The 20,005-nt window shown below is 63.9% G+C and carries 26 protein-coding genes; 1 reads left to right on the top strand and 25 read right to left on the bottom strand.

From position 1 onward, the window contains the following. Positions 1-177 precede the first annotated feature (177 nt). From C266_RS22015 to C266_RS21905, 23 genes are all read right to left on the bottom strand, one after another. Positions 178-552: a histidine triad nucleotide-binding protein gene (locus C266_RS22015; protein ID WP_010808186.1), complete on the bottom strand. Its 375-nt coding sequence runs from the start codon at positions 550-552 to the stop codon at positions 178-180. Between the two features lie 54 nt (positions 553-606). Next, positions 607-1,026: a hypothetical protein gene (locus tag C266_RS22010; RefSeq protein WP_010808185.1), complete on the bottom strand. Its 420-nt coding sequence runs from the start codon at positions 1,024-1,026 to the stop codon at positions 607-609. 67 nt (positions 1,027-1,093) lie between these two features. After that, positions 1,094-1,450 (bottom strand): phosphoribosyl-ATP diphosphatase, encoded by a 357-nt coding sequence (locus C266_RS22005; RefSeq protein ID WP_010808184.1) that lies wholly within the window; start codon positions 1,448-1,450, stop codon positions 1,094-1,096. Between the two features lie 5 nt (positions 1,451-1,455). Further along, the gene (hisI, locus tag C266_RS22000) at positions 1,456-1,854 is read right to left on the bottom strand and encodes a phosphoribosyl-AMP cyclohydrolase (RefSeq protein ID WP_010808183.1); all 399 of its coding nucleotides are present in this window, start codon (positions 1,852-1,854) and stop codon (positions 1,456-1,458) included. Between the two features lie 17 nt (positions 1,855-1,871). After that, positions 1,872-2,645 carry an imidazole glycerol phosphate synthase subunit HisF gene (gene hisF / locus C266_RS21995; RefSeq protein ID WP_010808182.1) on the bottom strand — a complete coding sequence of 258 codons (774 nt, stop codon included), beginning with the start codon at positions 2,643-2,645 and terminating at the stop codon, positions 1,872-1,874. 38 nt (positions 2,646-2,683) lie between these two features. Then, entirely contained in the window at positions 2,684-3,433 is a 750-nt protein-coding gene (gene hisA / locus C266_RS21990) for a 1-(5-phosphoribosyl)-5-[(5-phosphoribosylamino)methylideneamino]imidazole-4-carboxamide isomerase (RefSeq protein WP_010808181.1), read from the bottom strand. A gap of 193 nt (positions 3,434-3,626) precedes the next feature. Further along, positions 3,627-4,265, bottom strand: a complete 639-nt coding sequence (gene hisH / locus C266_RS21985; protein ID WP_010808180.1) for an imidazole glycerol phosphate synthase subunit HisH — start codon at positions 4,263-4,265, stop codon at positions 3,627-3,629. Then, positions 4,262-4,888 carry a MarC family protein gene (locus tag C266_RS21980; RefSeq protein ID WP_010808179.1) on the bottom strand — a complete coding sequence of 209 codons (627 nt, stop codon included), beginning with the start codon at positions 4,886-4,888 and terminating at the stop codon, positions 4,262-4,264. The genes hisH and C266_RS21980 overlap by 4 nt, the downstream gene beginning before the upstream one ends. 110 nt (positions 4,889-4,998) lie before the next feature. Then, positions 4,999-5,586 carry an imidazoleglycerol-phosphate dehydratase HisB gene (gene hisB, locus C266_RS21975; protein WP_010808178.1) on the bottom strand — a complete coding sequence of 196 codons (588 nt, stop codon included), beginning with the start codon at positions 5,584-5,586 and terminating at the stop codon, positions 4,999-5,001. Positions 5,587-5,613: 27 nt separating this feature from the next. Continuing rightward, positions 5,614-6,678, bottom strand: a complete 1,065-nt coding sequence (hisC, locus tag C266_RS21970; RefSeq protein ID WP_010808177.1) for a histidinol-phosphate transaminase — start codon at positions 6,676-6,678, stop codon at positions 5,614-5,616. Positions 6,679-6,720: 42 nt separating this feature from the next. Continuing rightward, positions 6,721-7,197 carry a hypothetical protein gene (locus C266_RS21965; protein WP_144265907.1) on the bottom strand — a complete coding sequence of 159 codons (477 nt, stop codon included), beginning with the start codon at positions 7,195-7,197 and terminating at the stop codon, positions 6,721-6,723. 79 nt (positions 7,198-7,276) lie between these two features. After that, complete coding sequence (gene hisD, locus C266_RS21960) at positions 7,277-8,599, bottom strand: histidinol dehydrogenase (protein ID WP_010808175.1); 1,323 nt, start codon at positions 8,597-8,599, stop codon at positions 7,277-7,279. Beyond that, the gene (gene hisG / locus C266_RS21955) at positions 8,596-9,276 is read right to left on the bottom strand and encodes an ATP phosphoribosyltransferase (protein ID WP_010808174.1); all 681 of its coding nucleotides are present in this window, start codon (positions 9,274-9,276) and stop codon (positions 8,596-8,598) included. The genes hisD and hisG overlap by 4 nt, the downstream gene beginning before the upstream one ends. After that, complete coding sequence (gene murA / locus C266_RS21950) at positions 9,273-10,613, bottom strand: UDP-N-acetylglucosamine 1-carboxyvinyltransferase (RefSeq protein ID WP_010808173.1); 1,341 nt, start codon at positions 10,611-10,613, stop codon at positions 9,273-9,275. Before murA ends, hisG begins: the two co-directional genes overlap by 4 nt. Continuing rightward, on the bottom strand, positions 10,610-10,849 hold the full coding sequence (locus C266_RS21945; RefSeq protein WP_010808172.1) for a BolA family protein: 240 nt from the start codon (positions 10,847-10,849) through the stop codon (positions 10,610-10,612). Before C266_RS21945 ends, murA begins: the two co-directional genes overlap by 4 nt. Positions 10,850-10,867: 18 nt before the next feature. Continuing rightward, entirely contained in the window at positions 10,868-11,635 is a 768-nt protein-coding gene (locus C266_RS21940) for an ABC transporter permease (RefSeq protein ID WP_010808171.1), read from the bottom strand. Continuing rightward, a complete protein-coding gene (locus tag C266_RS21935) occupies positions 11,632-12,558 on the bottom strand; it encodes an ABC transporter ATP-binding protein (RefSeq protein WP_010808170.1) in 927 nt (308 codons plus the stop codon). Before C266_RS21935 ends, C266_RS21940 begins: the two co-directional genes overlap by 4 nt. Before the next feature lie 339 nt (positions 12,559-12,897). After that, positions 12,898-13,155 (bottom strand): lipid asymmetry maintenance protein MlaB, encoded by a 258-nt coding sequence (locus tag C266_RS21930; protein ID WP_010808169.1) that lies wholly within the window; start codon positions 13,153-13,155, stop codon positions 12,898-12,900. Positions 13,156-13,159: 4 nt separating this feature from the next. Continuing rightward, on the bottom strand, positions 13,160-13,780 hold the full coding sequence (locus tag C266_RS21925) for a phospholipid-binding protein MlaC (RefSeq protein ID WP_010808168.1): 621 nt from the start codon (positions 13,778-13,780) through the stop codon (positions 13,160-13,162). 187 nt (positions 13,781-13,967) lie between these two features. Beyond that, positions 13,968-14,882: a VacJ family lipoprotein gene (locus C266_RS21920; protein ID WP_010808167.1), complete on the bottom strand. Its 915-nt coding sequence runs from the start codon at positions 14,880-14,882 to the stop codon at positions 13,968-13,970. A gap of 4 nt (positions 14,883-14,886) precedes the next feature. Further along, complete coding sequence (gene mlaD / locus C266_RS21915; RefSeq protein ID WP_010808166.1) at positions 14,887-15,441, bottom strand: outer membrane lipid asymmetry maintenance protein MlaD; 555 nt, start codon at positions 15,439-15,441, stop codon at positions 14,887-14,889. Positions 15,442-15,494: 53 nt separating this feature from the next. Continuing rightward, positions 15,495-16,262, bottom strand: a complete 768-nt coding sequence (gene mlaE, locus C266_RS21910) for a lipid asymmetry maintenance ABC transporter permease subunit MlaE (RefSeq protein ID WP_010808165.1) — start codon at positions 16,260-16,262, stop codon at positions 15,495-15,497. Continuing rightward, positions 16,259-17,077 carry an ABC transporter ATP-binding protein gene (locus C266_RS21905; RefSeq protein WP_010808164.1) on the bottom strand — a complete coding sequence of 273 codons (819 nt, stop codon included), beginning with the start codon at positions 17,075-17,077 and terminating at the stop codon, positions 16,259-16,261. The genes mlaE and C266_RS21905 overlap by 4 nt, the downstream gene beginning before the upstream one ends. A 341-nt stretch (positions 17,078-17,418) precedes the next feature. On the opposite strand from C266_RS21905, the gene C266_RS21900 reads away from it, so the two are divergent. Beyond that, positions 17,419-17,913 carry a GNAT family N-acetyltransferase gene (locus tag C266_RS21900; protein ID WP_246189925.1) on the top strand — a complete coding sequence of 165 codons (495 nt, stop codon included), beginning with the start codon at positions 17,419-17,421 and terminating at the stop codon, positions 17,911-17,913. A gap of 13 nt (positions 17,914-17,926) precedes the next feature. On the opposite strand, the gene C266_RS27080 is transcribed toward C266_RS21900, so the two are convergent. Together C266_RS27080 and C266_RS21890 are read right to left on the bottom strand one after the other, a co-directional pair. Beyond that, complete coding sequence (locus tag C266_RS27080) at positions 17,927-19,120, bottom strand: thiamine phosphate synthase (protein ID WP_010808162.1); 1,194 nt, start codon at positions 19,118-19,120, stop codon at positions 17,927-17,929. 38 nt (positions 19,121-19,158) lie between these two features. Next, positions 19,159-20,004 carry a thiazole synthase gene (locus C266_RS21890; protein ID WP_010808161.1) on the bottom strand — a complete coding sequence of 282 codons (846 nt, stop codon included), beginning with the start codon at positions 20,002-20,004 and terminating at the stop codon, positions 19,159-19,161. Between the last annotated feature and the right edge of the window lies 1 nt (position 20,005).

The following is a 20,005-nucleotide window of genomic DNA, read 5'->3' as shown; positions in this document are numbered from 1 at the left end:
CCCGGTGCCCGCAGCAACAATGCCCCATTGTGGCACATCGCGTGTCACGTCCTGCATCGTAACCGCGCCGGGCGCCGGGTAGAAATAAATGTTTCGTGAAACCTTTCCCGCTGCGGGAGCATTGCACAAATTAACAATTCAACGCAGCAAATCGTCGCAAAATGCCGCCACCACCACTTACATGCGCTTCCACGGCCGCGGTCCGGCCAGAATGTGCATGTGGAGATGATAAACCTCTTGCCCGCCCCCCGGCCCGGTGTTCATCACGACCCGGAAACCGTTGCCTTCAATGTTCGATGCATCGCCGTCGAACCGGTACCCCTGTTCGGCAGCAAGCTTCGGCGCAAGCATCATCATCTTGCCCAGCAGCGCCTGATCTTCGGGCTTGCAATCCTGCAGCGTGGCAATGTGCTTGCGCGGCACCATCAACAAGTGCAGGTCGGCCGCCGGATTGATGTCCTTGAACACCACGACATCGTCGTCGGCATAGACCTGCGCGCTCGGGATCTGCCCGGCAATAATCTTGCAGAAGATACAGTTATCTTGCGTCATGCGTGTGTCTTCCTCACGGATTCTCGAATGGAGCAAAGCGCGGCCCGAAGCGGTTCAGGCGCGCGCAGCGTACATGGGCTTGTTGTCGTTCAGATAGAGCCAGCCCTTGACGATTCGGTACAGCGTCCAGATGCCAAGCACCCAGAGAATCGCAAAGCCGACCATCACCACGGCGAGCGCCACGCCAAGCACGCCCCAGGCCACCGACCACCAGAAGGTGCGGATCTGCCAGGTGAAATGCGAGGCGTAGAGCGTGCCGACCGCGTCGTCGCGCTTGATGTAGTTGATGATGATCGCCACGATCGCGGTCACACCCCCCGTGAGCCAGAACAGCGCATAGAGTGCGTAGAGCACGTGCGTGAGCTTGCGCAACGCCCGCTCCTGCTCGGCGCTCGGTGCACTGGGTGTGCTGACGACGTACGGGTGGTCCGTGCTGCCGGGTGAGCCGGTCGTACCGGTCTGCGGATCGTTCATGAGGCGTCTCCTCGCGTGAGCCTGCCCGCCATGTGAGTCATGTCGGACATGACGGCCAAAGGGGAAGTCAGTCCGCGTGTTCGCCGCGCGTGCTGCGCTGCGCCTTCTCGACGAGCCCCGACAATCCTTCGCGGCGCGCCAGTTCGGCGAGCACTTCATTCGGGCTCAGGTCGTGATGCGCCAGCAGCACCATGCAGTGAAACCACAGATCGGCCGTCTCGTTGACGAGTTTCTGGCGCAGATTGTCGGCCCCGCCGATGCGAATGTCCTTCGCCGCGAGCACCACTTCCGTGGCTTCTTCGCCGATCTTCTTGCAGATGGCGTCGTCGCCCTTGTGGAACAGACGGGCGACGTACGACTTGTCGGGATCGCCTCCCTTGCGCGAGGCGATCACTTCGGCAACACGCTCGAGCGTATCGTTCATGGCGGTCACTTGTAGATCTTGTGGGGGTCTTTGAGCACCGGCTCGACCGTGGCCCAGCGGCCATCGTCGACACTGCCCTCGAACTTCTGGAAAAAGCAGGAATGACGGCCGGTATGGCAGGCAATGCCGTCGATCTGCTCGACCTTGATCAGCACCACGTCTTCGTCGCAATCCAGTCGAATCTCATGCACTTTCTGCACATGGCCCGACTCCTCGCCCTTGTGCCACAGGCGTTTGCGCGAACGCGAGTAGTAGACGGCTTCACCTGTCTGCACCGTGCGCGCGAGCGCCTCACGGTTCATCCAGGCAAACATCAGCACGTCGTTGCTGCCGACTTCCTGCGCGATGACGGGCACGAGGCCCTGCGCGTCCCAACTTACCTTGTCCAGCCAGTCTTGCGTCATGATCCGTCGATTCCCGTTCAGAGCCGCACCGAAATACCCTTGTCGGCCATGAAGTGCTTCGCTTCGCCGACGGTGTGCTCGCCATAGTGGAAGATGCTTGCGGCGAGCACGGCATCGGCATGACCTTCGGTCACACCGTTGGCCAGATCGGCCAGCGATCCCACGCCGCCCGAGGCGATCACGGGGATGCTCACGGCGTCCGACACGGCGCGCGTGAGCGCCAGATCAAAGCCGCTCTTCGTGCCGTCGCGATCCATGCTGGTGAGCAGAATCTCGCCCGCGCCGAGCGCTTCGACCCGCTTCGCCCAGGCGACTGCGTCCAGCCCGGTTCCCTTACGGCCGCCGTGCGTGAAAACCTCCCAGCGCGGCGTTTCGCCGTCGGCCGAGACACGCTTGGCGTCGATCGCCACGACAATGCACTGCGAGCCGTACTTGGCAGACGCGTCGGCCACCAGTTGCGGATTGGCCACCGCTGACGAGTTCATGCTGACCTTGTCCGCACCGGCGTTGAGAAGGCGGCGTACGTCGGCCACCTCGCGCACGCCGCCGCCCACGGTCAGCGGAATGAAGACCTGCGCGGCCACCGCTTCGATGATCGGCAGGATGAGATCGCGCCCGTCGGAGGTCGCCGTGATGTCGAGGAACGTCAGTTCGTCGGCACCCTGCTCGTCGTAGCGGCGGGCGATCTCGACGGGGTCGCCCGCGTCGCGAAGTTCAACGAAGTTGACGCCCTTGACCACACGGCCGGCCGTCACGTCCAGACACGGGATGATGCGTTTAGCGAGAGCCATGATGATGGCAGGCGAGGCGGCCGCAGCCGCGGGCTCGCTTATGCCGCTCCTCCGGAAAGCTCATCGGCGCGCGTTTGCGCCGTCGAGAAATTCAGGTCGCCCGAGTAGATCGCGCGGCCGCAGATAACGCCTTCGACACCCTCGTGCTCGACCTGGCACAGCGCATCGATATCGCCCAGATTCGACAGGCCGCCGCTGGCGATCACCGGTACGGTCACCGCCTGCGCCAGACGTACCGTCGCATCGATATTGATACCCTGGAGCATGCCGTCGCGGCCGATGTCGGTGTAGATGATCGACTCTACGCCGTAATCCTCGAACTTGCGCGCCAGATCCACGACTTCGTGGCCGGTGAGCTTGCTCCAGCCGTCGGTGGCGACTTTGCCGTCCTTGGCATCGAGGCCGACGATGATATGTCCGCCGAATGCGGTGCATGCGTCCTTCAGGAAGCCGGGGTTTTTGACCGCAGCCGTCCCGATGATGACGTACGACAGGCCGTCGTCGAGATAACGCTCGATGGTATTCAGGTCACGAATGCCGCCGCCCAATTGCACGGGAATATCGGCGCCGACCTCCTGAATGATGGCGCGGATGGCCGCTTCATTGCGCGGCTTGCCGACGAATGCACCATTCAAGTCCACCAGATGGAGGCGGCGTGCGCCTTGCTCGACCCAATGTCGAGCCATGGCAGCGGGGTCCTCCGAGAATACGGTGGCTTGATCCATGTCGCCCTGTTTGAGGCGAACACATTGACCGTCTTTAAGGTCGATGGCCGGAATGAGCAGCATAGGCAATCGTGAAACGTCGCTAGTGGGAAGTAAAAGAAATTCGCAAATTACGCGGACAACACAAAACCGATCCCTGCCTTGCCGGACACCGGCACATCGGGATCGGATTCGTCAACATGACACACAGTATAAGCCGTGACGGCGCACGCGCTCCGAGAGGAATCGGGGCGCCCACGTGCCACTCGGTTCACGCTCAGGGCTTCCACTGCGCAAAATTGCGATAAAGGGCAAGGCCGGCCTGGGCGCTCTTTTCCGGGTGGAACTGGGTGGCGAAGATATTATCTTGGGCCACTGCACAGGTAAAGGGCACACCATAGACCGTTTCGCCGACCGTCAGTTCGGGCTTGGCGGGCACAACGTAGTAGCTGTGCACGAAGTAGAAATAGCAGTCGTCGGGCACACCGGCCCAGATCGGGTGGCCGTGCGTCTGATGCACGCGATTCCAGCCCATCTGCGGCACCTTGAAACGCGAACCGTCATCCTGCAACTGGCCTTCGAGGTCGAAGCGCACCACGCGGCCCGGCAGCAGGCCGAGTGCAGGCGTGTTGCCTTCGTCCGACACGTCGAACAGCATCTGCTCGCCCACGCACACGCCGAACATCGGCTTGGTGGCAGCGGCTTCGACAACGGCTTCGCGCAGGCCCGACTCGTTCAGACAGCCCATGCAGTCACGCATGGCCCCCTGCCCCGGCAGCACCACGCGGTCGGCGGCGCGAATTTCGGAGGCGTCGCTGCTGATGCTCACGTCGGCCTCCGGCGCGGCCGCACGCAGCGCCTGATAAACCGAGCGCAGGTTGCCCATTCCATAGTCGACAATCGCAATCTTGTTCATCTCAAACTCGGCAGCAGTATTTTCAAACCATCGATAATGAATTCCACGGCCAGCGCCGAGAGGATCAACCCCATCAGACGCGTGCCGATGTTGATGCCCGTGCGCCCAAGCCAGCCTTCGATGCGCCCGGCGCTGCGCAGCGCCACCCAGCACACCGCGCCGACGCCCACCCCGATCGCCACGAGCGCCAGAATCTGCGCCCAGCCGTGCGCACGGCCCGAGTAAACGATCACGGTACTGATTGTGCCCGGACCGGTGAGCAGCGGGATCGCGAGCGGCACCACGGCAATATTCGGCCGTTCCTCCGCTTCGTGACGCTCTTCGGCCGTCGCCCGCGTGTTGCCCGTCTGCGCGTTGATCATGTTCACGGCCATAAGCAACATGATGACGCCACCGCCAACTTCAAGCGACGCAATCGAGATGCCGAAGAAGCGAATGATGGCTTCGCCGAACAGTCCCGAACCTGCGACCACCAACGCCACGGCAATCGCCGCAATGTCGATCGTATGGCGTTTCTCTTCGCGCGTCTGCGTGGACGTCAGGCTGATGAACAGCGGAATCGCCCCGAGCGGGTTGATCAGGGCCAGCAGCGAGATGAAGAACTTGAAGGCGTCGAGCGTCATAGGGGGCACACGGCGCCGGCGTCCGGCCGGTCGATGATGCGTCGTCGGGGGCCACCGGCCTGACAGACCGGCGGGCTATCCTATCCGGCAGGCAGCGCCGGGGTCTCGCGTTACAGGCTTCCCTTCGTAGACGGCACGACACCCGCCGCACGCGGATCGATCTCGACCGCCATGCGCAGCGCGCGGCCGAACGCCTTGAACACCGTTTCGCATTGGTGGTGGGCGTTGATACCGCGCAGGTTGTCGATATGGAGCGTGACGCCCGCGTGATTCACGAAACCGCGGAAAAACTCGATGGTCAGGTCGACGTCGAAATTACCGACACGCGCGCGCGTGAACGGCACGTGGAATTCGAGACCGGGACGGCCCGAGAAGTCGATCACCACGCGCGAAAGCGCTTCGTCGAGCGGCACATAGCTATGGCCATAGCGCACGATGCCCTTCCGGTCGCCGATGGCCTTGGCGACGGCCATACCCAGCGTGATACCGACGTCTTCCACCGTGTGGTGATCGTCGATGAAGGTATCGCCGCGAGCTTCGACTTCCATGTCGATAAGGCCGTGGCGCGCAATCTGGTCGAGCATGTGGTCCAGAAACGGCACGCCGGTATCGAGCGTCTTCCGGCCGGTGCCGTCCAGATCGATCTTGACGCGTATTTGCGTTTCGCTGGTATCGCGAACGACTTCCGCAATGCGCATGATGGTGAGTTCTCGTCGTATAGCTTGTTAGAGCGATGCAGCCAGGGCTTGAACCATTGCCGCATTCTCCGTGGGGGTGCCGACCGTCAATCTCAGACAATTGGCCAGCAATGCGTGCATTTTACCCACGTTTTTGATCAACACCTTGTGTGCGAGCATGCCGGCGTGCGTTTTGTCCACATCCGGCACGCGAACGAGCAGGAAATTCGCGTCGCTCGGGAACACCGTCGTACCTGGCAGCGCCGCCACCGCCGCAGCCAGCCGCGTGCGTTCGGCCCGCAATTCGGCCGCCTGCGCGTCGAGCACGTCGAGGTGATCGAGCATGAATTCGGCACACGCCTGGGTGAGCACATTCACGTTGTACGGCGGGCGCACCTTGTCGAGCTGGTCCAGCCAGTCCGCACTGCCCGCCACGTAGCCCAACCGGATACCCGCCAGACCGAGCTTGGAGACGGTGCGCATGACCAGCAGATTCGCAAACTCCGGCAGGCGCGGCATCCACGTTTTCCGGGCAAACGGCTGGTACGCCTCGTCGATCACCACCAGCCCCCGGCCGGCGGCGCGTATGAGCGCTTCGATGTCGTCGTCGGCGAACAGGTTGCCCGTGGGGTTGTTCGGGTACGCCAGATAGACCACCGCGCCTGGATGCGCCGCGATGGCGTTGCGCATCGCCGGCATATCGAGCGAGAAGTCGGGACGCAACGGCACGCCAACGAACTCGATGCCCGCAAAGCGCGAGGACATCTCGTACATGACGAAGCCCGGCATCGGGGCGATCACGGCAGCGCCCGGACGCGCCGTGGCCATGGCGATCATGCTGATGATCTCGTCCGACCCGTTGCCCAGCAACAGCCGCGCCCCGGCCGGCACGCCCATCGCGCGCGCGAGCTTGTCGAGCAGCGCCTGCGGACGCGGCGCCGGGTAGCGGTTGAGCGCCACGTCGGCCAGACGATGACCCAGTTCGCTGCGCAGTGCGTCCGGCAGACCATACGGGTTCTCCATCGCGTCGAGCTTGAGGAAGCCGCTGGCATCGGGGACGGGGTAGGTACTCATGGCGAGCACGTCGGGGCGGATCACTTGGTCGACGGACATGGCGAAGAATGAGGATCGTGTATGAAGGTCGTGTAACGCGAATCAGTTGAACGCGAAGGTCAGCCGTCCGGCATCGGCACCGTCGATCTTGACGGTGCACCGGCGGCCGGTCTCCACGCTGCCGAGCGCGTCGGTAATGCGCTGCACGCGCATGCCGGTCTGCCAGGACAGCGCCTGCGCCACGGCTGGGCTCACGCGTGCGGGCGACGCTTCGGCCTCGCAGCGCATGGCCACAAGGCGGTTGCCAACGCGCCCGAACACCCCATGGGCGACTTCGTCGTCCGTGCCGCGCAGGGCAGTCTTGCCGTTAAGCCGCAATACGTAGACGTCGTTGTCGAATGCCTGACGACGCACGCACACCGTCAAACGCTCGGCGGGCTCGCCGTCGAACGTCGCGTGCTGACAGCTATTGCCGGCGGCATGAACAGCGGCGCTGGCCGTGACACCGAGAGCCAGCACGGCGGCAGCCCGCAGCGCAGCCCGCGCAAAGCGGGCTGGCAGCGAAAACGACGGAGACACAGGAATTGCGCGGGCCCGACGCCAGGCGGCGGCCGGCGTCGTTTGACAGTACGCGGGCCGCAGGGCGTCGTCGCGCATGTCAGGACTCGCGATGCAAACGGTATTCGGCGCTGCGCGCGTGCGCTTGCAGGCCTTCGCCGTACGCCAGTTCGGCGGCAATCTCGCCGAGCATGCGGGCCCCCCCCTCGCTCACTTCGATGAGACTCGAACGCTTGATGAAGTCGTACACGCCCAGCGGCGACGAAAAGCGCGCGGTGCGCGACGTCGGCAGCACGTGGTTGGGACCAGCGCAGTAATCGCCCAGGCTCTCGCTCGTGAACTTGCCGAGGAAGATCGCACCGGCGTGACGGATCTTCTCGCCCCACTGTTGCGGCGTCTCGGCCGAAATTTCAAGGTGCTCCGGCGCGATCACGTTGGCGATGTCGCAGGCTTCGGCCATATCGCGCACCTTGACCAGCGCGCCACGGCCTTGCAGCGACGCGGCGATCACGTCGCGACGCGGCATCTCGTCGATCTGCCGCTCCATCGAGGCGTGCACGCGTGCGAGGTACTGGGCATCCGGGCACAGCAGAATCGACTGTGCGAGTTCGTCGTGCTCGGCCTGCGAGAACAGGTCCATGGCAACCCAGTCGGGGTCCGTCGAACCATCGCAGATGACAAGAATTTCGGACGGCCCGGCGATCATGTCGATGCCGACAGTGCCGAACACCCGACGCTTGGCCGCGGCCACGAAGGCGTTGCCCGGGCCGACGATCTTGTCGACAGCAGGCACCGTTTCGGTGCCATACGCCAGCGCCGCAACGGCCTGCGCGCCACCGATGGTGAACACGCGGTCCACTCCGGCGATGTGTGCGGCAGCGAGCACCAGCGGGTTCTGCACGCCGTCCGGCGTGGGCACCACCATGATGATGTCCTTCACGCCGGCCACACGCGCCGGAATCGCGTTCATCAGCACGGACGACGGATACGCCGCCTTGCCGCCCGGCACATAGATGCCCACGCGGTCGAGCGGGGTGACCTTCTGGCCCAGCACCGTGCCGTCCGACTCGGTGTACTGCCAGCTATGGGTGCCGCATTCGATGCGTTGCTTCTCGTGATAGGCGCGCACACGGGCGGCCGCCGCTTCGAGCGCGGCACGGCGCTTCGGCTCGAGGCTCTCGAGCGCTGCAGCCAGCGCTTCGGCGGGCAGTTCGAGCGCCGTCATGCCACCTGCGCTCAGACGGTCGAACTTGTTGGTGTATTCGATAACGGCCGCATCGCCGCGCGTCTTCACGTCGGCAAGAATTTCGGCGGCCGCGCGGTCGATGGCGGCGTCTTCGCTCGCCTCGAACGCCAGAACGTCGCGAAGCTGCTTCGCGAAGCCTTCAGCGGAGGAATCGAGTTTGCGAATATCGAGTTTCATGCTGTTTGCCGGGACGCCTGCTCGAAGGCATCCAGAATAGGCTGCAACGACTCGCGTTTCAACTTGAGCGCAGCCTGGTTGATCACGAGGCGGGACGAGATGTCCATGATCTCTTCCACCTCCACCAGATTGTTGGCCCGCAGCGTACCGCCGGTGCTCACCAGATCGACGATCGCGTCGGCCAGTCCCACGAGCGGACCCAATTCCATCGAGCCGTACAGCTTGATCAGGTCGACGTGCACGCCCTTGGCCGCGAAGTGCTCGCGCGCGGTCTGCACGTACTTGGTCGCCACCCGCAGGCGCGCACCCTGACGTACAGCATTCGCGTAATCGAAGCCCTTCGGTACAGCCACAGACATGCGGCAGCGCGCAATGTTCAAATCGATTGGCTGGTACAGACCGCCGCCGCCGTGTTCGATGAGCACGTCCTTGCCGGCCACGCCGAAGTCGGCGGCACCATATTGCACATAGGTCGGCACGTCGGTCGCGCGCACGATGATCACGCGCAGGTTCGGGTCCGTCGTCGGCAGAATCAGCTTGCGCGAGGTCTCCGGGTCTTCCGTGACTTCGATACCGGCAGCGGCCAGCAACGGCAGCGTCTCCGTAAAGATACGGCCTTTGGAAAGCGCCAGCGTCAGCGGCTGAGCGAGCGGCTGGGCCGGCTTGGCGGAACTCATGCAATCTCTCCCTGGCGTGCTTCGACACGCCGGATTCGCGCGCCCACGGCGCACAACTTTGCCTCGATACGATAATAGCCTCGATCGAGGTGATGAATACGGTCAACGAGCGTGCGGCCGTCGGCCGTCAGACCCGCGACGATCAGGCTGGCGGAAGCGCGCAAATCGGTCGCCATGACATGCGCACCCGACAGGCGATCCACGCCGGAAATCCGCGCCGTGTTGCCGTCGATGCCGATATTCGCGCCCAAACGCATCAATTCCTGCACATGCATGAAGCGGTTCTCGAAGATCGTTTCGACGACCTGCGAGCCCCCCTCGGCAATGCAGTTCAGCGCCATGAACTGGGCTTGCATGTCGGTCGGGAACGCCGGATATTCCGACGTCCGGAAACTCACCGCACGCGCGCGCCGGTCCATCGTCGCGCGCAGCCAATCCGCACCGGCGCTCACGTTGGCGCCGGTTTCGCGCAACTTCCCGATCACGGCGTCGAGCGTGGACGGCACCACGCGACGCAGCGTGATATCGCCACGCGTCGCCACGGCCGCGCACAGAAACGTGCCGGCTTCGATCCGGTCGGGTACGACATCGTGCGTTGCACCATGCAGGCGCGCCACACCGGTCACCACCAGACGATCGGTGCCGATGCCCTCGATCTTCGCCCCCATCTTCACCAGCAGGTGGGCCAGGTCGGTCACTTCCGGCTCGCGGGCTGCGTTGGCCAGCACGGTCACGCCGTCGGCGAGCGTTGCCGCCATGAGCAGGTTTTCGGTGCCCGTCACGGTGATCATGTCGGTCACGAGCGTCTCGCCACGCAGGCGTGCCGCCTTGGCCACGATGTCACCGTGCGTCAGCGTGATCTCGGCGCCCATCGTCTGCAGGCCCTTGATGTGCTGATCGACCGGTCGCGCCCCGATGGCGCATCCGCCGGGCAGCGACACGCGCGCTTCGCCACAGCGGGCGAGCAGCGGGCCGAGCACGAGAATCGACGCCCGCATGGTCTTCACGAGGTCGTAAGGGGCCGCAGGCTCGGTGATCTGCGACGCGTCGAGCGTGACCGATTCGCCGTGGCGCTCGACCTTGACGCCCATGCGCGCGAGCAGCGTCAGCATGGTACGCACGTCGTGCAGATCGGGCACGTTACCGAGCACCAGCGGCTCGGCCGTGAGCAGACTCGCGCACAGAATGGGCAGCGCGGCGTTCTTGGCACCCGAGACGGTAATCTCTCCTGCCAGCCGCTCGCCACCTTCGATTTCAAGGTGGTCTGCGGCCACGCGCTCGCCGGCGGCGGCCTCGCTGTTGCCGGCTGCGCCAGCGCTCTCTTGCGTAATCCTCATTGCGCCTGATACTCCGTGGGCGTGAGGGTCTTCATCGACAGCGCATGAATTTCCGCCTTCATGCGATCGCCCAGCGCGGCGTACACGAGTTGATGGCGCGCAATGAGGCGCTTGCCTTCGAACTGCGCGCTCACGATGGTCGCGAAGAAGTGCTGGCCATCACCTTCGACGGCCACGTGTTCGCAAGCCAGGCCGGCTTCGATGTACTGTTTGATTTGTTCGGGGGTAGGCAGCATTGCCGATCCTAGAGAAGTTCAGTGACGCAGTTTGTAGCCGCGGCGCAGCAGATTCAGCGCCACGATTGCGAGTATCAGGAAAGTCGCACCGACGACGGCGAGGCTCGTCTCCGGGGCCACGTCGGACACACCGAAGAAGCCGTAACGGAACCCGTCGATCATGTAGAAAAACGGGTTGAAGTGAGAGACAGCCTGCCACAGCGGCGGCAGCGAGTGAATCGAGTAAAACACGCCCGCGAGGAACGTCGCCGGCATGATCAGGAAGTTCTGGAACGCCGCGAGCTGGTCGAACTTCTCGGCCCAGATGCCTGCGATCAGTCCCAACGTCCCGAGAATCGCCGCCCCGAGGAACGCGAAGCCGATGATCCACAGCGGCGCGGCAAACGACAGATGCGTGAACGCCGCCGTCACCACGAAAACGCCCAGCCCCACCGACAGCCCGCGCACCACGGCGGCGAGCACGTACGCGCCGTACATCTCCCAATGCGAGAGCGGCGGCAGCAGCACGAACACGAGGTTGCCCGTGATCTTGGACTGAATCAGCGACGACGAACTGTTGGCGAACGCGTTCTGCAACACGCTCATCATCACCAGGCCCGGCACCAGAAACGCGGTGTAGGTGATCTGGTCATAGACCTTCACACGATCTTCGAGCACATGGCCGAAGATCATCAGATACAGCAGCGCGGTGAGCACCGGCGCGCCCACGGTCTGGAAGCTCACCTTCCAGAAACGCAGCACTTCCTTATAGAACAGCGTGCGGAATCCAACCCATCCACCGATCATGCTGCCACCTCCTGCGCGCGTGAACCGGACATGATCTGCACGAACACGTCTTCGAGATCGGCCTTCTGAATGTCGATGTCCTCGACGATGCCGCCCGCCGCGCGGCAGGTGGCGAGAATCGATTCCACTTCGTCGCAGCCCGCCAGCCGCAGCGCGAACTGATGCCCGCCCGTGTCCTGTCCGTCGACCAGTAGCGGACGCAGTTCGTCGGGCAGCGTGCCTTGCTTGAAACGCAGCACGAGACGCGTGCCCGCGAAGCGCTGGAGCAGCGAGGCGGTGCGCTCGAGCGCTACGACTTCACCGCGCTTGAGCATGGCGATGCGATCGCACAGCGTTTCGGCTTCTTCCAGATAGTGCGTGGTGAGCACGATCGTGTGGCCTTCGCGGTTCAGACGCGAGATGAACTTCCAGAGCGTCTGACGCAGTTCCACGTCAACCCCGGCGGTCGGCTCGTCAAGCACGATCACCGGCGGACGGTGCACGAGCGCCTGCGCCACGAGCACGCGTCGCTTCATGCCGCCCGAGAGCTGGCGCATGTTGGCATTCGCCTTGTCGGTCAGATCGAGGTTGGCCATCACTTCGTCGATCCAGTCGTCGTTGCGCGTCAGCCCGAAGTAGCCGGACTGGATACGCAGCGTTTCACGCACAGAGAAGAACGGATCGAAAACGAGTTCCTGCGGCACCACACCGAGCTTGCGCCGGGCATTGCGGTAGTCTCGCACCACGTCGTGCCCGAGCACGCTGATACTGCCCGCATCCGCGCGCGCGAGGCCCGCGAGAATGCTGATCAGCGTAGTCTTGCCAGCGCCGTTGGGGCCGAGCAAACCGAAGAATTCACCTTCTTCGATCGAGAAGCTGACGCCCTTGAGCGCCTGCAACGCCTGATAGCGTTTTTTGACGTTACGGATTTCGATGGCGGCCATGGACTGCGCGCACCCGTCTTGGCGGGCACGCCATTGTGTTCTCCGGTCACGACTGGCCGTGGGCGCAGACCGCTGGGATCGCGGCAGCAGCCAAATCGGCGGCAAGGGTGCCCGGATGGGGATAACTGCCCAAAAGTCGGCAGAAAACCCCTGATTATAAAGGAAGCCGGTACCGGCCGTGCTTACAGCGGGTCTGGCGGTGCCGTAACGTCCGTCACGCCCATAACGCCGGTAACGTCTGTAACGCACGACTTTCGGCGAGCGCTATCGCACCGCCCACAAAAAAAGCGCCGTTGGGAGACGGCGCTTTCTTCAGGGGCGGCAGTCCGGCCAGACGCATCAGCTCGAGAGCAGATGGTCGACACCGTACACCAGTGCAAGGCTGGCCAATCCCGTCGGCAAGTTAGTGAACGCCAACGTCGCACCGCGGCGAACCGCATGGCGGCGCAGTGCCAGCAACACGGCAAGCGCCGACGAGTCGAAATGCGTCAGTCCGGCGCAATCGATCTGGGTTTCGCCCGCATCGATGCGGTCGATCGCCTTTGCGAGAACGTCGCCGGCGGTGTCGTGCGTGAGGTCGGTCTGCAACGCGAGCATGCGCTTACTTGCCGCCGGCGAGTTGCTGGTTACGCTCGGTCAGGAACTTGATCAGGCCATCGACGCCCGATTGATTGACCTTCTCCGAGAACTGATTGCGGTACGTCTGGATGAGCCAGGCGCCCAGCACGTTCAGGTCGTACAGCTTCCATTCGCCGCTGGCCGTCTTGTACAGGCGGTAGTCCAGTTCGACCGGCTGACCGTTGTTGATGACATCGGTGTAGACCACGGCGTCGGTGTCGCTCGGCTGAGCGCGGAACGGCTTGTAGTTGACCTGCTGGTCACGAATCTGCGCAATGGCGCCTGCATACGTGCGCAGCAGCAACATCTTGAACTGCTCCGTCAGTTGCTGACGCTGAGCTTCGGTCGCCGTTGCCCAAGCGCGGCCCGTCGCCAATTGCGTGGTCCGCTTGAAGTCGGCGTGCGGCATGATCTTCTGCTCGACCAGCTTGGTGATGCTGTTCAGATCGCCCTTCTGGATGTTCGGATCGTTCTTGGCGGCGGTCATGACTTCGGTCACGGTCTGCTTGACCAGCACGTCCGGGGCCTGCGCCTGCGCCATGGCAGAGCCGGCAGCGGTGTAAGTCATGAACGCCATGACGGGAATGAGCCAGAACTTCTTCATTGTGGACTTCCTCTTTCGAGTAACGAGTGTTGCGAGATTGGATACCCGCGTCGTGTCTTGAGTTCTCGGAATGACGGCAGTGTCGTGTAACAAACTGTTGCCCGAAGGGCCTGCCGACGGCGCCCCGGCGAGCGGGGCGCGCTTCATATATGCGGATCGGCGCCGAACTGCGCTCGATCTGCGTCGATCAACGATGGAACGGCAGGCCACCCGGGACCAACTTTCCGGGCACCGGCGAGCCTTGCGGCGCTTCCGGCTCGCCTTGCACGCCCGAGGCCGGTGCCGGTGCCGGTGCCGGTGCGCTTGCGCCCGACGCGGGCGCAGCCGGCATCGGCTGTCCGCTCTTGCCGCCAGCGGCAGCCCCTGCGGCACCCGCTGCGTCCCCTTCGTCCTCGTAGTTCGGCAGCGTGGCATCACCCGATGCGCCGCCATTGATCAGGTACTTGCGACGCGCCAGATAGGCGTCCCGCGTGAACGAGTACGGATCGAGTGCGGCAGCTTCCAGCAGGTTCGATGCGTCGAGCAGGTTCGCCCGCGTGTTCACCAGACGCACGCCAAAGAGCGAGTAGCTCACCCAGTCCGGCCTGATGTAAGACGTCGGATCGATGACCATGTTGCCGGCCATGCCGACGGTGTCGCGCACGGTGCTCGGCCCGAGCAACGGCAGCACGAGGTACGGACCGTCAGGCAAGCCCCACTTGCCCAGCGTCACGCCGAAATCCTGGCTGTGCTTCGGCAGCCCGGCCGGCGTTGCGAAGTCGAACAGACCGCCCACGCCGAAGAACGTGTTGATCGTCAGGCGCATCAGATCCTGCGCGGCGGCCGTGATCTCCAACTGCAACAGATTGTTGGCGAAGTTGTACACATCGCCCACGTTCGAGAAGAAGTTCGTGACCATATCGCGTGCCGGATCCGGCACCGCGTAGCGGTAGCCCTTGGCTACCGGCACCAGGACAGCCTTGTCGAGCGTGTCATTGAACGTATACATCGAACGGTTGAAACCTTCGATGGGGTCGGCGGCATTCGGGTTGGTGACAGTGGCGCAGCCTGCCAGCGTCATCGCGCCGGCGGCCAGCACTACCGAAGTACGGAAGCGGGTCATTCTTTTATTTTCCTTGGTTTACCGTTGCTGCCCCTTGCGCCGGTGCTGCCGCAGGAGTTGCTGGCGCCGGCGCAGCCGATGCACCGCCCGCCTGGGCGCCACCGGCATCCGCCGCCTTGTTGTACAAGAACTGGCCGATCAGATTTTCCAACACGATGGCGGATTGCGTGAGCGTGATCGTATCACCGCCCTTGAGCATCTGATCGTCACCGCCGGGCTCAAGGCCGATGTATTGCTCGCCGAGCAGACCCGAGGTCAGGATCTTCGCCGACGAGTCCTTCGGAAACTGATACTGCGCGTCGATATTGAGCGTGACATCGGCCAGATAACGCTTGTCGTCGAATCTGATCGACGCCACGCGACCGACCACCACGCCCGCGCTCTTGACCGGCGCGCGCGGCTTGAGACCACCGATGTTGTCGAAGCGCACCGTTACCGGATACGTACTCGAGAACGACAGCGAACTCATGTTGCCCGCCTTGAGTGCGAGGAATAGCAGTGCTGCAAATCCGAGAACCACGAACAGGCCGACCCAGAAGTCGAGGGGGTGTTTTTTCATTGTGTCAGTGTGCGCAAACTGTCTGTCTATGTCTTGGCAGGCACGTTGGCCCGTTAGCTGAACATGAGGGCCGTGAGCAGGAAGTCGAGGCCGAGCACGGCCAGCGACGCTTGCACCACCGTGCGCGTAGTCGCACGCGACACGCCCTCCGGTGTCGGATGCGCCTCGAACCCCTGATACAGCGCGATAAATGTGACGGCAATGCCGAACACGATGCTCTTGATGACGCCGTTGGCGACGTCTGCCCACACGTCCACGCCGCCTTGCATCTGCGACCAGAACGCGCCGGAGTCCACGCCGATCAATTGCACGCCGACCAGGTAACCGCCAAAAATACCCACGGCCGAGAAGATCGCCGCAAGAATCGGCATGGCGATCACGCCCGCCCAGAAACGCGGGGCCACCACACGTGCGATCGGATCGATCGCCATCATTTCCATGGCGGTCAGTTGTTCGCCCGCCTTCATCAGGCCAATTTCGGCCGTGAGCGAAGTGCCGGCGCGTCCGGCAAATAGCAACGCCGCCACCACCGGGCCCAGCTCACGCACCAGCGAGAGCGCCACAAGCAGCCCCAGCGCCTGTTCCGAGCCGTACTTGTTGAGTGTGTAATAGCCTTGCAAGCCCAGCACGAAGCCGACGAACAGGCCCGAGACGGCAATGATGACGAACGAATAGTTGCCCAGAAAATGCACCTGGTCGGTCACCAGACGAGGCCGGCGCAACAGCGCGCCGCTCGAGCGAAGCATGCGCAGGAACAAGCGTGCGCCGTAGCCGACTCGCTCAACGTGGCCGCGAACAAAACTGCCAATGGCGGTGATCATGCACGCGCTCCGATACCGAAATCTTCCGCCAGCGGTGGTGCGGGATACTGAAACTTCACAGGGCCGTCCGGCTGCGCGTCGATGAACTGGCGCACCGTCGGGTCATTCGAGGCACGCAGCGCGTCGGGCTCACCCTCCGCAGCAATGCGGCCTTCGCTAATGAAATAGATGTAGTCGGCGATGGTGAACGTCTCCGCAACATCGTGCGAAACAATGATGGACGTGGCGCCCAGCGCATCGTTGAGCTTGCGAATCAAATTCGCCGTAATGCCCATGGAGATCGGGTCCAGACCGGTGAACGGCTCGTCGTACATGATCAGGTCCGGGTCCAGCGCCATCGTGCGTGCAAGCGCTACCCGGCGCGCCATCCCGCCCGAGATCTCGGCCGGCTTCATGTCGCGTGCGCCACGCAGCCCGACCGCGTTGAGCTTCATCAGCACAAGATCGCGAATGAGTGCTTCATCGAGCCGGGTGTGTTCGCGTAGCGGGAACGCCACATTGTCGAACACCGTCATGTCAGTGAAGAGCGCACCGAACTGGAACAGCATGCCCATGCGGCGACGCAGCCGGTACCAGCCGTTGTGGTCGAGCGAGGCAACATCGGTGCCGTCGAAATCAACCGTGCCCCGGCTGGCATGGACGAGCCCGCCGATCAGGCGCAATACCGTTGTCTTGCCACAACCCGAGCCCCCCATGACGGCAACGACCTTGCCGCGGGGAAACCGCATATTCAACCCGGAAAGCACCAGACGTTCGCCGTAACCAAAGCTGACGTCGCGCAATTCGAGCAAATTTTCCGGATTCGGGGTAGGCACGTTTCGGGTCTTATAGTGCGGCGCAAAACGCCAATTATAGGGGGGAATGCAAATCGATGCCGCCCAACCAGGGTGGGCGAAAGCGGGGATCGGTGCAGCCCCGCGGCATTCTACAGCGCCTTGGCATATTCGCGCCGACGCGTTCCGAAGTGCGCAGCAGACAGAAAACGTAACCGCGGCAAGGACTTACCAATTCCGTTGCCTGCATAGGTGTTGTGCGGTTGCTACAATATGGCGTTTCACGCAATAAGTCATTGACCCGGATGTCCCGCGCCACCCCATCGCCTTCCCGCCCCCATCAGACGCAGCCTACGGAGATGCCGAAGTTTCGGATTCGTCCGATGCTACCCGGCGATATTTCCCAGGTGTTGACGGTGCAGGCGCAAGCCTATCGCGATCCGATGCATGAGTCGGAAGCCACGCTGGCCTCGCGGCTCACGTTGTCGGCGTCCACCTGCTGGGTCGCGGTCGACGCCGACTCGGCGCCTGCCCCGGTGGCCGGCTACCTGTTCACGCACCCCTGGCGCATCGCTGCCCCGCCGCCGCTGGACACGGTCCTCGACGCCCTGCCCGATGCGCCCGACTGCTGGTATGTGCACGATATGGCGCTCGCCCCCCGCACGCGCGGCGCGGGTGTCGCCAGTCAACTCTATGCCGTCGCGCTGGCGTCGGCGCAGTCGCTGGGGTTGCGTGCATCGGCGCTTGTCGCGGTACAGCAATCGCAAGGGTTCTGGGCGCGCTTCGGTTATGCCGCCGCGGCGGATGTCTCACCGCTCATTGCCGCCAAGCTGGCCGGGTACGGCGATGGGGCGGTGTTCATGACACGCAACTTGTAGCCTCCAGTCTGCGTCACACGCGCCGCGCAAATTCCCGCTGCATTCCTTGCACCGCTGCCACGACATCGACGGCTTCCGTCACCGCACGCACGACCGCCGTGCATCCCACGCCCGTATCGAGCACCTGTGCGAGATTGGCCGCATCGATGCCGCCAATCGCCACCAGCGGGTAATGCGGGGCGATCAATTTCACATACCGCGCCAGCTTCGCAAGCCCCTGCGGCGCCGTTGCGATCACCTTGGTCGTCGTGGGGAACACGGCGCCGACCGCCAGATAGCTTGGCCGGAAGTGATGCGCCGCGAGAATCTCATAATAGCCATGCGTGCTGATACCCAGCCGCATGCCGCTCGCAAACAGCGCCGCCACCTCGTCGGCCGAGAGCGCCGCCATGTCTTCCTGCCCGAGATGAACACCGTACGCGTTCGCCTGCGCCGCCTCGCGCCAGTGGTCGTTGATGAACCATGCGCTGTCGTGCGTCACGCGACGCCCGGCGGCCACGGTCCGCTCGATCTCCGAACGCAGCGTGGGGTGCGCCGGGTTCTTGATGCGCAATTGAACGGTGCCAACCTGAAGATCGGCCATGCGTTCGCACCAGGCCGCATCGGGCAACACCGGATACAGGCCGAGGCGTGACGGGCATGCCGGGAAGCGGCCGGGCGACGGCACCTGTCCAAGCACAGCAGGGAAAGTCTCGAGCAAAGTCGGCCATGCCCCCAGCGTGTTCTCATCTTCCGGGCGCGCATGGCTGCCGTCGGTGCGCCAGGCTCGGGCCAGCACGAGCGCGTCGTGCGGCGCGAAGCCGCAGTCGAGAAACGCGGCGAACGCGGGGAAGAAGGCGGGATCGTCCACACCCGCCACACGATAGATCGCGTCATGCGTGTACAGCGTGTCTTGCACATGCCCGTGCGCGAGCGCGTGCGAACACAACACGACGGCACCCTCCGCACGCCAGACGTCGATCTGCACCGATGCGGCTGTGCCCACCTCACCTTGCGGCGAGAGCGGCCACCAGACCACGTCACCTCGACCTGCGCCGGCCGGCGTCTGTGCATGCAGACGCCAATGCGGCGCCGTGTTGTCCGAGGGCCACGGCGCGAGCCGCGCGCGAATGTCGGCAGCGGCCTGCTGCCACGCCATGGCAAGCGGCGCGTCGGCGGGCAGGCATTGCACGTGCGACAACGGGGCGGCGCCGGTATGCGTCGTCATGAAATTTCCTTGTGATTCGGGCTAGCGGCGAACGACGTTCAGACGCCCGTCTGATGCCAGAACGGCACACCGACCACCGGCGTGCTGGCTTCGGCGCTCTCGCGTTCGGCCATCGGCCCGGCGAGCCACGCGGCACGCCCTGCCTTGATCGCAGCAGCAAACGCACCGGCCATCTCCACCGGTTGCGCGGCGAGCGCCACGGCGGTGTTGAGCAGCGCACCGTCGTAGCCCCACTCCATCACCTGACAGGCGTGCGACGGCAGACCGAGGCCAGCGTCGACGATCAAGGGCGTGTCCGGCAGACGATCGCGCAGGAGCCGCAAACCGTAGGGATTGATCACCCCCTTACCGGTGCCGATCGGCGCCCCCCAAGGCATCAGCGCCTGACAGCCGACGTCGAGCAGACGGCGGCACAGCACCAGATCTTCCGTGCAATACGGCAGCACCTTGAAGCCATCGCGAATCAATTGCTCGGCGGCCGTCACCAGACCGAACGGATCGGGTTGGAGCGTGTAGTCGTCGCCGATCAGTTCGAGCTTGATCCAGTCGGTTTCGAAGACTTCGCGCGCCATTTGCGCGGTCGTTATCGCTTCCTGCACCGAATGGCAGCCCGCCGTATTGGGCAGCACCGGCACCGCGAGACGGCGCAGCGTCTCCCAGAAAGGGCCCTCCGAGGCCTGCGCCCCCGTGCCCGACAGTTGACGGCGCAACGCCACCGTCACCATGCCCGGACGGGCCGCGTCGATGGAATCGCTCAGCACTTGCAGCGACGGATAGCGCGCCGTGCCGAGCAGGAAACGGCTGCCAAAGCGGGTGTCGTACAGCGTGAGCGCGTCGCGCGCGCTGCCTGCAGCCACGTTGGCCGATTCGGTGAATGCGTTCATT

It is taken from the genome of Pandoraea sp. SD6-2 (assembly GCF_000389825.1).
In the GTDB taxonomy this organism is placed as follows: Bacteria; Pseudomonadota; Gammaproteobacteria; order Burkholderiales; family Burkholderiaceae; genus Pandoraea; species Pandoraea communis.
Note: the sequence above shows the minus strand (reverse complement) of the source record. Positions and strands in the feature narration are given on the sequence as shown.

Coding starts and splice junctions, on each gene's coding strand:
- C266_RS21940 (WP_010808171.1), bottom strand. CDS start 11,635: ATGATCGGTGGATGGGTTGGATTCCGCACGCTGTTCTATAAGGAAGTG.
- C266_RS21920 (WP_010808167.1), bottom strand. CDS start 14,882: ATGACCCGCTTCCGTACTTCGGTAGTGCTGGCCGCCGGCGCGATGACG.
- C266_RS21930 (WP_010808169.1), bottom strand. CDS start 13,155: ATGCTCGCGTTGCAGACCGACCTCACGCACGACACCGCCGGCGACGTT.
- hisD (WP_010808175.1), bottom strand. CDS start 8,599: ATGAAACTCGATATTCGCAAACTCGATTCCTCCGCTGAAGGCTTCGCG.
- hisH (WP_010808180.1), bottom strand. CDS start 4,265: ATGAACAAGATTGCGATTGTCGACTATGGAATGGGCAACCTGCGCTCG.
- hisF (WP_010808182.1), bottom strand. CDS start 2,645: ATGGCTCTCGCTAAACGCATCATCCCGTGTCTGGACGTGACGGCCGGC.
- C266_RS21925 (WP_010808168.1), bottom strand. CDS start 13,780: ATGAAGAAGTTCTGGCTCATTCCCGTCATGGCGTTCATGACTTACACC.
- C266_RS22010 (WP_010808185.1), bottom strand. CDS start 1,026: ATGAACGATCCGCAGACCGGTACGACCGGCTCACCCGGCAGCACGGAC.
- C266_RS21900 (WP_246189925.1), top strand. CDS start 17,419: ATGCTACCCGGCGATATTTCCCAGGTGTTGACGGTGCAGGCGCAAGCC.
- mlaD (WP_010808166.1), bottom strand. CDS start 15,441: ATGAAAAAACACCCCCTCGACTTCTGGGTCGGCCTGTTCGTGGTTCTC.
- hisC (WP_010808177.1), bottom strand. CDS start 6,678: ATGTCCGTCGACCAAGTGATCCGCCCCGACGTGCTCGCCATGAGTACC.
- C266_RS22005 (WP_010808184.1), bottom strand. CDS start 1,450: ATGAACGATACGCTCGAGCGTGTTGCCGAAGTGATCGCCTCGCGCAAG.
- hisI (WP_010808183.1), bottom strand. CDS start 1,854: ATGACGCAAGACTGGCTGGACAAGGTAAGTTGGGACGCGCAGGGCCTC.
- C266_RS21980 (WP_010808179.1), bottom strand. CDS start 4,888: ATGACGCTCGACGCCTTCAAGTTCTTCATCTCGCTGCTGGCCCTGATC.
- C266_RS22015 (WP_010808186.1), bottom strand. CDS start 552: ATGACGCAAGATAACTGTATCTTCTGCAAGATTATTGCCGGGCAGATC.
- C266_RS21945 (WP_010808172.1), bottom strand. CDS start 10,849: ATGCTGCCTACCCCCGAACAAATCAAACAGTACATCGAAGCCGGCCTG.
- murA (WP_010808173.1), bottom strand. CDS start 10,613: ATGAGGATTACGCAAGAGAGCGCTGGCGCAGCCGGCAACAGCGAGGCC.
- mlaE (WP_010808165.1), bottom strand. CDS start 16,262: ATGATCACCGCCATTGGCAGTTTTGTTCGCGGCCACGTTGAGCGAGTC.
- hisB (WP_010808178.1), bottom strand. CDS start 5,586: ATGCGCATTGCGGAAGTCGTTCGCGATACCAGCGAAACGCAAATACGC.
- C266_RS27080 (WP_010808162.1), bottom strand. CDS start 19,120: ATGACGACGCATACCGGCGCCGCCCCGTTGTCGCACGTGCAATGCCTG.
- C266_RS21890 (WP_010808161.1), bottom strand. CDS start 20,004: ATGAACGCATTCACCGAATCGGCCAACGTGGCTGCAGGCAGCGCGCGC.
- C266_RS21935 (WP_010808170.1), bottom strand. CDS start 12,558: ATGGCCGCCATCGAAATCCGTAACGTCAAAAAACGCTATCAGGCGTTG.
- hisG (WP_010808174.1), bottom strand. CDS start 9,276: ATGAGTTCCGCCAAGCCGGCCCAGCCGCTCGCTCAGCCGCTGACGCTG.
- hisA (WP_010808181.1), bottom strand. CDS start 3,433: ATGCTGCTCATTCCGGCCATCGACCTTAAAGACGGTCAATGTGTTCGC.